An 8923-nucleotide genomic window follows, 5' to 3' on the forward strand; every position below is an offset into this window, starting at 1 on the left:
TTTTATTCCTTCCCGGGGATCGGCGGCCTTGAGAGCGGATATCGGACAGTGCTCCGGCGCGCGATCAGTCTGTCTTTAACTGGTGAATGCGCTTTGTCTCCCCTAAGTGCCCGTCCGCAGGATACGGATCAGCCGACGCTCAGGGGCAGCTAAGCAGAAGGAGGTCGCCAAGTAGAATAAGGCCGCCGCGCAGGGGAAGCGCGTCGTTGAAAGAACCGGTCATGTCGCGCGTTGCGATCATCGGTGTTTCAGGGCCTTTGTTCAGGTCACATGGGATCTTTGGGTTTAAGCGTGCCGCAGAAACGTGACCGGGACGTTAATCTTTGATCAGGTTTCTAGGGGATCGGAAAATAATTGGCAAGAGGGAATGGGCTGTCCGCAGGCAGGGATTTTCACGAGTGAAAAGTTTTTTCTCCGCCATTTCGAGCCAAAGCAATAGACTTGCATCTGCCGTTGGTCCCGTTGTGAAAGGTCTGGAAGATGAGAGTTCTGGCTTCCCTGATCCTCTTTCTGCTGGCTGCCCAGGTTGCTCGGGTCCCAGTTGCAAGGGCCGAAGTCGGCACACCCTGCGGTGGGATCGTGGGAGCAATCTGCGGAGACCTCGAGTTCTGCAAGTTCACGCCGGAGGCGAGCTGCGGAGCCGGAGACCGGAAAGGCACCTGCGTCAGGAAACCGGATTTCTGCACCCTGCAGTTCGATCCTGTCTGTGGCTGCGACGGCAAGAGTTACAGCAATGCCTGCCAAGCCCATACCGCCGGCCAGAACGTAGCGCAGAAGGGGTTCTGCCCGGGCGCCGAGACTGCGCCTCCTGTAAAATGAGCGACTGATCTGCATTCCACCCGAAGCATGCGACCCTCCTGCCATGACAATCCTCGCGAAATTCCTGCTTTCCGGAATGCTCTTCCTATCGATTGGTGTCACGGCACAGGCCGAAAGCGGATCCTGTTATTCGGCAACACAGATGGCGGATGCCTTCATCGGCAAAATGGTGCGCGACCTGATCGAAAAGGGACAGGCTTTTCGTCTCGCCGGGGGCGATGTCTATGCGGTTTTTGAAAACCTGCCCGGTGCCGCTATTTGCGATCTCAAGGATGCCGATTTGTCCAACCTGGACCTTTCGCAGGTGGACCTCGATCCCGCCGATCTGAGCGAAGCGGTGTTATGCGACACGGTCCTGCCGGGCGGAGCGGTCAGTCACCGGGACTGCCGGTAGGCGATCCACTTCGTCCCGGCAACTTGCCGGCCAGGCTCACTCCCCAAGCGCAATGCCTTCCCGCCGAGGATCCGCGCCGCCCTGGAGCGTGTCGCCGATGGCAATCGCATGGAGGCCGGAGTTGAGGTCGCGGGTGTTGACCTTGTAGCCGAGGGCTTCCAGCGGTTCGGCAAGGCTTTCCGCTTTCGTGCCCGCTTCCAGGTCATAGGTGCCGAAGCGGTTGACCAGATGGGGCAGGGAGACGGCCTGCTGGACGTTCATGCCCCAGTCGAGATGGGCGATGATTGCCCCGGCCACATAACCGATGATCCGGCTGCCGCCCGGGCTGCCGATGACCAGTTCCGGTTTGCCGTCCTTCATGACGATGGTCGGCGCCATGGACGAGCGGGGCCGCTTGCCCGGTTCCAGCCGGTTGGCGATCGGCACGCCGTCCTTGTGGGTGCGGAAGGAGAAATCGGTCAGTTCGTTGTTGAGCAGGAAGCCGCGCACGAACAGCCGCGAGCCGAAACCGTTTTCGATGGTGGTGGTCATGGACAGCGCATTGCCGGCCGCATCGACGATGGAAATGTGGGATGTGGAGGGAAACTCGATGGCTTCGTCGCCGGAGAGCAGCATGGCGTGGTCCCACGGCGGCGTGCCGGGGGCGACTTCCGGCAAGGCATCGTCGCCTTCAAGAAGCTCAGCGCGATCGTCGAGATACTCCTCGTCGACAAGTCCCTTCAGCGGCATCGGCACGAAATCATTGTCGGCCATGTAGCGGCCGCGGTCGGCGAAGGCGAGGCGGGAGGCATCGCCGATCAGCCGCCAGCTTTTCGGATCGTCCGGCCCGAGCGCCGCCAGATCGTACTCGTCCAACATGCCGAGGATCTGACCGACGGTGAGCGCGCCGGAAGACGGCGGGCCCATGCCGCAGACGTCCCGGTCGCGATAGTCGACACAGACGGGCTTGCGCTCGATTACCTCATAGAGAGACAGGTCCCTGTCGGACAGAAAACCGGGATTTCCGGGCGCGGTCTGCACGGTCTTGACGAGGTCGCGCGCGATCTCGCCGTAGTAGAAGGCCTTGGTGCCGTTTGCCGCGATGGCCCGAAGGGTCGCGGCATAGTCCGGATTCCGGAGCGTTTCACCGGCCTTGATCGGCGTGCCATTGGGGAAGAAATAGGCGCGGGTGGCAGGGAAACGCTGCAAGCGTTCGGGATCTCCGGCGACCAGCGAGGCTAGGCGCGGGGAGACGGTGAATCCCTTGTCCGCCAGGTCGATCGCGTCCTGGAACAGTGGCGCCCAGCCGAGCTTGCCCCAGCGCTTGTGGGCTTCTTCCAGGAGCTTCGGCGTGCCGGGCGTGCCGACAGACAGGCCGCCGACGACCGCATCGAAGAATTTCAGCGGCTCGCCCTCGTCGTTCAGGAAGGCGGTCGGACGCGCGGCGAGCGGCGCGGTTTCGCGGCCATCGAGCGTGGTGAGCGTGCCGGTTGCCGCGTCGTACCAGACGAGAAAGGCGCCGCCGCCGAGGCCGGAGGATTGCGGTTCGACCAGACCGAGCACGGTCTGAACCGCGACCAGGGCGTCGGCTGCGCTGCCGCCTGCCTTTAGCACCTTTGCACCGGCTTCCACCGCCAACGGGTTGGCGGCCGCAATCATCCAGCTCTTCGCCTCGACCGGCTCGCCGAGGGACTTTGCTTCGATCGCGGATAAGGCTGCTGGCGACAAGGCCTCGAAACCTTTCGCGACCGTACTTCCGCTTTCCGGTGCCACCCTATCCGCAGCTTGTTGGGCAATGGCGGGAAGCGAGCCGAAAAGAGTGAGCGCGCTTGCGAGGAACAGGCGAGTGAGGAAGGTTTTCGGAGCCGAAGTCATCGGAATTTCCCTGTTGGAAATGCTTGGTGCGGAGATTTTTACGAAAAAGCCAGGACGGCCAGAACGATGGTGCTCACGCCGAAGAATGAGCCGAGCATGCCGATCTTTGGCATATGGGGGGCGAAACGGGCGGGCTTTCCGGCCTTGAGGCGGCTGATGGTCATCCGGCCCGTCACCGAGACAACGGTCAGCAGCACGACGGAAAGCATCTTGAGGTGAAACATCGGGCCGAGCCCCGCGCCGCCGTTATAAGCAAGCCATAACAGCAGAGGCCCGGTAATCCACAGGAGGATGACGGAGTGGAAGCTCATGGTTGCGATCCGCGGCATGACCCCGCGCAGGATCTTTGCGGCATCCGCATCGGCGGCCATGGCCGCGCGCATGACCAGCAGGTTGGCGAGCCCGCCGCCGACGCCCGCGGTAAAGGCCAGAACATGCAGTAATTTCAAAAGTGTAATCATGGCGCCGTGGTCCCTCCTTTTGGCCTCCTGTTCGGCCGGGTGGAGCACAGGCTAGACGATCGAAACGGGCGGTGCCATGGGGAATTGCCATCCGGCGGCGCCAAGTCCGCCGGAGACTTCGAACCGTTTATTTAGACGAAGAGTTCGCCACGGGCGACGAGGGTGGCCTGACCGCCGATCCGGATGGCGTGCATGGCGCCGTTTTCGATGTCGATTTCCAGGTCGATCAGTGAGGGGCGGCCCATTTCGAAACCCTGCTCGATGCGGATGTGGTGGGTGCCGCTCGGCAGGTCGTCGAAGAAATGGATGGCGCCGGCAAAGGCCGCAGCGGCAGACCCGGTCGCCGGATCCTCGGTGATGCCCATGGCGGGTGCGAACATGCGCGCATGGAACGCGCTTTCATGGGCGCGGGTCTCGCGGCAATAGACGTAGGCGTCCGTGTGGGTGTCGTTGCCGAAGGCATCGTGCCAGACGGTGAGATCAGGTTTGGCGCGAGCCAGCGCGCCGAGGTCGCGGACAGGAATGAAGTTGAAAGGTGCGCCGACCTGATACCGGGATGGCGCGTGGTTTTCGAAACTGATGTCGACCGGGTCGAGGCTGAGGGCGGCGGCGATCAGCTCCTTGTCCCGGGTCGGGCCGGCGGGTTCCGGCAGCTTCGGCACGTCGAACTCGGCGAAGGCGGCCGCATTTTCCCGCAAGACCACGGCGCAGCGCACGGCACCGATCTGTTCCTTCAAAACGACGACCGCATCCTGTTCGCCGCTGACGTCGCCGAAGCGCTCCATCGCCATCAGGATCGCCGTGCCGACGGTCGGATGGCCGGCGAAGGGCAGTTCCAGGGCAGGCGTGAAGATGCGGATGTTGGCCGTGTGCCCGGGATTTTCCGGCGGAAACACGAACACTGTCTCGGAGAGGTTGAATTCCTTGGCAATCGCCTGCATTCGCTCGTCACTCAAGCCTTCCGCATCGAGCACAACGGCAAGCGGATTTCCGGCAAGGGACTTGTTGGTGAAGACATCGAGGACGGCGTAGCGACGACCCATCGGCAGTTTCTCCATGGCTTTCCAAAGGCATCGAACGAGACCGGACTGTTGCACGGAAGAGTTCCGACTGCCACCCCGTACGTTTGCGCATTGGGCAATAAAGGATTAATCCGCCCCGGGGTCGAGACCTGACGTCAGGCCGGTGCGGGAGCCGGCAGAAGCATTCTCGCTATATCCCGGGCAAAGGGCACGAAATTCGGCGATGCCAGATCCTGTGGATGACGCAGGATCCGGATGTCGGAAAGTTCCTGTTCCTCGCTTGCCATCGAATGCCTCAGGATCCGGTCGCGCAAAGGCTCGGAGGCAAGCGGAACGTCGAGGACGCGGGCGATGGAAATCCGGGGGCCGTCCATGATCGCGTAAAGCGGTCCGGCTGTGATATCGTCCACGCCCAGGCCCGTTTCTTCCGCAAGCTCGCGGTAGATGGCTCCCAGGATGTCCACGTTGCCGCCCGCGCGAATATCCGACGGGTCCAGATTGCCGCCGGGCGGATAGATCCTGCCGGCATTGGCCGTGTCTTGCGACATGACCCCGTAAAGCAGGGCACCGTCCGACGATCTCAAGACCGCCGAGCCGAAGATATTATAGGTGTCGAGATCGGGAGCGCCCCAGTCGCGCCAGGTCAGAAAAGCGGCATAGGAGCATTCCCGGCAGGTCCCGGTGAAATGACCGTCGGCGAGGGAATAGCCGGCAAGTTTCAGCGTTCGCCCGTTCCACAAGGTGGGGTTCTTCCGGCAGAGTTCGGCCCAATGGGCTTCGATTTCCCTGACGTGCCTGCGTTCAAACGCCCAATGGCTCCCGCGGTCAATGGTGAGGTGGACGGACTGCAGCGGGAAGATTGCTGCGTGAAGAGGTTTTTCCATGATCGGAATGACGCCGTCGGGGGACATCTGCCCCGGCCGTTCGGACAAGGCGGCAAAGCCCCGGCTTTCATAGAAAGCGCGCGCGAAGTGGTCGCTTTCCAGCATGATCCGGTTCTTGCCGCAGGCCCTGGCCCGGTCGGCCATGCGTTGCAGCAGCAGGCTGCCGATCCCTTGCCGCATCGCCTCGGGCGCGACGAACAGGAATTCGAGATAGAGGCAGTCCTCCCGCATCCTGCCGCCGGCAAAGGCGACCGGGCGGCCGTTTTTCTCGGCCACGATCATGTCGAGCGATGCGAGGGTTGACTGGGTGATGCGGTATTCGCTGCGGAATGCCTCGATCTTCTCCGGAGGGTATCCCCAGGAGGCCTTGGATCGGTGCAGGATATCGGTGAGTATGCCGGTGTCGCCCGCATGCGCCGGGCGGAGTTTCAAGGTCATTCGCAGTCTTCGGCCCGTTTCATTGTCCCCGCTCAAGGGGTAGCCGCTCAGTGAATATCCGGCAAGCGCGGCGACGCCATGCCAGAGAAAAAAGGCGGTATCCATCAGGGACGGATACCGCCAGTAAGTGCTTGGCGGGCAAGCAAAGTCGGGAAGTCAGGGAGAGAGCCCCGGGTTGGGGACTCAAACAAATTATTGAATTCTCAATCTAGCGGATGAATGTACCGCTGCGCAGTTCGTTGACGGCCTGTATCAGCTCTTCTCGGGTGTTCATGACGATTGGGCCGTGCCATGCGACCGGCTCGCGGATCGGGGCGCCGGAGACGAGGAGGAAGCGGATGCCCTGTTCACCGGCCTGGACGATGATTTCGTCGCCGGAACCGAACATGACCAGGGTCCGGTTTCCGGTCTGGTCGCGCACATGCAGTTCCGTCCCGTCCAGTTCCTTTTCGGTCAGAACACCGACGGGGTCGGAGGCATCAGTGAAGGCGCCCGAGCCTTCGAAGACATAGGCAAAGGTCTGCTTGTAGGTGTCGACCTTCAATCGTTTCTTCACCCCGGCGGGCACATGGACATCCAGGTATTGCGGATCGGCGGCAATTCCGTCGACCGGGCCGGATTTACCCCAGAAGTCGCCGCAGATGACGCGTACCGAGGTGCCATCGTCATCGACGGCAACAGGTATATCGGCGGAACTGACGTCCTGGTAGCGCGGTTCGGACATCTTCAGCGATGAGGGCAGATTGGCCCAGAGCTGAAATCCGTGCATGCGTCCCTTGTCATCTCCCTTGGGCATTTCCTGGTGCATGATGCCGCGCCCGGCGGTCATCCATTGAACGTCACCGGCGCCCAGATTGCCGGTGTTGCCCAGGCTGTCGCCGTGGTCGACCGTTCCCGCGAGCACATAGGTGATCGTTTCGATCCCGCGGTGGGGATGCCAGGGAAAGCCGGCCAGGTAGTCCTCGGGCCGTTCGTTCCGGAAATCGTCGAGGAGCAGGAACGGATCGAGCATCTCCGGATCCTGAAATCCGAACACGCGTTCCAGCTTGACACCTGCCCCTTCAAGGGTCGGCTGGGTGCTGCCGATATGAGTAACGGGCCGAATAGACATTGATCCTCGCTCCAATACGTGGTTTCCCTAAAATAGTGGACCGGGAGCCGGTTCCCATCGGCCAATAACAAACAGTCTGTTCACTTTGAAGAAACAATAACGACCGGTCTTGGAACAGATCGAAGTGACGCCTATCTTTTGTAAACAGTGTCAGGCAGGTTCGGCGCATATGGCCTAAGCTGAACACGGCCTTTTCCCACTCCTCAACGCTTGAAGATCTCAACGATTCATGTCCGCGATCATTTCTGTTCAGTCCCTTACGAAAACCTATGACGGTGGCTTCCAGGCGCTCAAGTCGGTTTCGCTCGACATCGCCGAGGGCGAGGTCTTCGCGCTGCTCGGGCCCAATGGCGCCGGCAAGACGACGTTGATCAGTACGATCTGCGGGCTGATCCGGCCGACGTCGGGCACCATCGCCGTCGGCGGGTTCGACGCCATTCGGGAGTATCGCGACGCGCGCAAGCTGATCGGCCTTGTGCCCCAGGAAATGCCGGTCTCCCATTTCGAGAAGGTCATCGACATGGTGTCCTTCAGTCGGGGCCTGTTCGGCCTGCGGAGCAATCCGGCCCTGGTTGAGGGGATTCTGAAGGACCTGAGCCTGTGGGACAAGCGACGTGCGCCGATCATGGCGCTGTCCGGCGGCATGAAGCGGCGGCTCCTGGTTGCCAAGGCGCTGGCGCACGAGCCGCGGGTGCTGTTTCTGGACGAACCGACCGCGGGCGTGGATGTGGAATTGCGCCGGGACATGTGGCGCATCGTCGAAAGCCTGCAGAACCGTGGCGTGACGATCATCCTGACCACCCACTATATCGAGGAGGCGGAGGAAATGGCCGACCGCGTCGGGGTGATCAACAAGGGCGAGATCATCCTGGTGGAGGAAAAAAACGAGCTCATGCGCAAGCTTGGCCGCAAGGAGCTGACCCTCCATCTGCAAAACCCGATCAGCGAATTGCCCGCGGGACTTGAAGCACATGACCTGACCATCGGCGATGACGGCAAGTCGCTGACCTATTCCTACGACACGAAGAGCGAGCGGACCGGAATTACCTCTCTGCTGAACGACCTGTCGAAGGCGGGTGTTCGTTTCCACGACCTCAATACGACCCAGAGTTCCCTGGAGGATATCTTCGTCGATCTGGTGAAGGAAAAGGCATGAACTTTCAGGCGATCAAGGCGATCTATTTCTATGAAATGGCCCGCACGGGCCGAACGCTGATGCAGTCGGTGATATCACCGGTGATTTCCACGACGTTGTATTTCGTCGTTTTCGGCGCGGCGATCGGGTCGCGGATCAGCGAAGTGGACGGGGTTTCCTACGGGGCCTTCATCGTGCCGGGGCTGATCATGCTGTCCTTGATGACGCAGAGCCTGTCCAATGCGGCCTTCGGGATCTATTTTCCGAAGTTTACCGGGACAATCTACGAGATCCTGTCCGCGCCTGTGTCTTTCTTCGAAATCACCGTCGCCTATGTGGGCGCGGCGGCGACAAAGGCGGTGTTCGTCGGCTCGATCATTTTCGTAACGGCAACCTTCTTCGTGCCGATCGAGGTGCAGCATCCGGCCTGGATGGTCGCGTTCTTCCTGCTGACCGCCACGACCTTCTCGCTGCTCGGCTTCATTATCGGGATCTGGGCCGATACGTTCGAGAAGCTGCAATTCGTGCCGCTTCTGATCGTCACGCCGCTCGCCTTCCTGGGCGGCAGCTTCTATTCCATCAGCATGTTGCCGGAATTCTGGCAGAAGGTGACGCTCGCCAATCCGGTCGTCTATCTCATCTCCGGCTTCCGCTGGAGTTTCTATGGCAAGGCCGATGTCAGCCTCGCGCTTTCGCTCAGCATGACCCTGCTGTTTCTCGTTATCTGCCTTGCAATCATTCGATGGATATTCAAAACAGGGTACAAACTGAAGGCCTGACGGGCAGAGATGTGAAAGTGTCGGGG

The 8923-nt window shown here is 61.2% G+C and carries 9 protein-coding genes; 4 read left to right on the forward strand and 5 right to left on the reverse strand.

Translation table 11 applies throughout. The features are described 5' to 3' along the window. Window positions 1-480: 480 nt before the first annotated feature. Window positions 481-819, forward strand: a complete 339-nt coding sequence (locus ACN0SO_RS10235) for a Kazal-type serine protease inhibitor domain-containing protein (RefSeq protein ID WP_417677212.1) — start codon at window positions 481-483, stop codon at window positions 817-819. Between the two features lie 43 nt (window positions 820-862). Beyond that, a complete protein-coding gene (locus tag ACN0SO_RS10240) occupies window positions 863-1213 on the forward strand; it encodes a pentapeptide repeat-containing protein (protein ID WP_417677214.1) in 351 nt (116 codons plus the stop codon). A 36-nt stretch (window positions 1214-1249) separates the two neighbouring features. On the opposite strand, the gene ggt is transcribed toward ACN0SO_RS10240, so the two are convergent. The 5 genes from ggt to ACN0SO_RS10265 all read right to left on the reverse strand — a co-directional run bounded on the left by ggt (window position 1250) and on the right by ACN0SO_RS10265 (window position 6983). Beyond that, window positions 1250-3067 carry a gamma-glutamyltransferase gene (gene ggt / locus ACN0SO_RS10245; RefSeq protein WP_417677216.1) on the reverse strand — a complete coding sequence of 606 codons (1818 nt, stop codon included), beginning with the start codon at window positions 3065-3067 and terminating at the stop codon, window positions 1250-1252. Window positions 3068-3105: 38 nt separating this feature from the next. After that, window positions 3106-3528 carry a hypothetical protein gene (locus ACN0SO_RS10250; protein ID WP_417677218.1) on the reverse strand — a complete coding sequence of 141 codons (423 nt, stop codon included), beginning with the start codon at window positions 3526-3528 and terminating at the stop codon, window positions 3106-3108. Between the two features lie 131 nt (window positions 3529-3659). After that, window positions 3660-4571: a PhzF family phenazine biosynthesis protein gene (locus ACN0SO_RS10255; protein ID WP_417677220.1), complete on the reverse strand. Its 912-nt coding sequence runs from the start codon at window positions 4569-4571 to the stop codon at window positions 3660-3662. Between the two features lie 134 nt (window positions 4572-4705). Further along, window positions 4706-5872, reverse strand: a complete 1167-nt coding sequence (locus ACN0SO_RS10260) for a GNAT family N-acetyltransferase (RefSeq protein ID WP_417677222.1) — start codon at window positions 5870-5872, stop codon at window positions 4706-4708. A gap of 208 nt (window positions 5873-6080) precedes the next feature. After that, window positions 6081-6983: a pirin family protein gene (locus ACN0SO_RS10265; RefSeq protein ID WP_417677224.1), complete on the reverse strand. Its 903-nt coding sequence runs from the start codon at window positions 6981-6983 to the stop codon at window positions 6081-6083. 229 nt (window positions 6984-7212) lie between these two features. Between ACN0SO_RS10265 and ACN0SO_RS10270 the strand changes: the two genes are divergently transcribed. Together ACN0SO_RS10270 and ACN0SO_RS10275 are read left to right on the forward strand one after the other, a co-directional pair. Next, on the forward strand, window positions 7213-8139 hold the full coding sequence (locus ACN0SO_RS10270) for an ABC transporter ATP-binding protein (protein WP_417677226.1): 927 nt from the start codon (window positions 7213-7215) through the stop codon (window positions 8137-8139). Further along, a complete protein-coding gene (locus tag ACN0SO_RS10275) occupies window positions 8136-8897 on the forward strand; it encodes an ABC transporter permease (protein ID WP_417677228.1) in 762 nt (253 codons plus the stop codon). The genes ACN0SO_RS10270 and ACN0SO_RS10275 overlap by 4 nt, the downstream gene beginning before the upstream one ends. Window positions 8898-8923: the final 26 nt, after the last annotated feature.

Origin of the sequence: Roseibium sp. (assembly GCF_048260565.1) — a bacterium.
GTDB lineage: Bacteria > Pseudomonadota > Alphaproteobacteria > Rhizobiales > Stappiaceae > Roseibium.

Excerpts from the sequence above, each read along its gene's own strand:
- ACN0SO_RS10260 (WP_417677222.1), bottom strand. The coding sequence starts at position 5,872 with ATGACCTTGAAACTCCGCCCGGCGCATGCGGGCGACACCGGCATACTC.
- ggt (WP_417677216.1), bottom strand. The coding sequence starts at position 3,067 with ATGACTTCGGCTCCGAAAACCTTCCTCACTCGCCTGTTCCTCGCAAGC.
- ACN0SO_RS10275 (WP_417677228.1), top strand. The coding sequence starts at position 8,136 with ATGAACTTTCAGGCGATCAAGGCGATCTATTTCTATGAAATGGCCCGC.
- ACN0SO_RS10265 (WP_417677224.1), bottom strand. The coding sequence starts at position 6,983 with ATGTCTATTCGGCCCGTTACTCATATCGGCAGCACCCAGCCGACCCTT.
- ACN0SO_RS10235 (WP_417677212.1), top strand. The coding sequence starts at position 481 with ATGAGAGTTCTGGCTTCCCTGATCCTCTTTCTGCTGGCTGCCCAGGTT.
- ACN0SO_RS10250 (WP_417677218.1), bottom strand. The coding sequence starts at position 3,528 with ATGATTACACTTTTGAAATTACTGCATGTTCTGGCCTTTACCGCGGGC.
- ACN0SO_RS10240 (WP_417677214.1), top strand. The coding sequence starts at position 863 with ATGACAATCCTCGCGAAATTCCTGCTTTCCGGAATGCTCTTCCTATCG.
- ACN0SO_RS10270 (WP_417677226.1), top strand. The coding sequence starts at position 7,213 with ATGTCCGCGATCATTTCTGTTCAGTCCCTTACGAAAACCTATGACGGT.
- ACN0SO_RS10255 (WP_417677220.1), bottom strand. The coding sequence starts at position 4,571 with ATGGGTCGTCGCTACGCCGTCCTCGATGTCTTCACCAACAAGTCCCTT.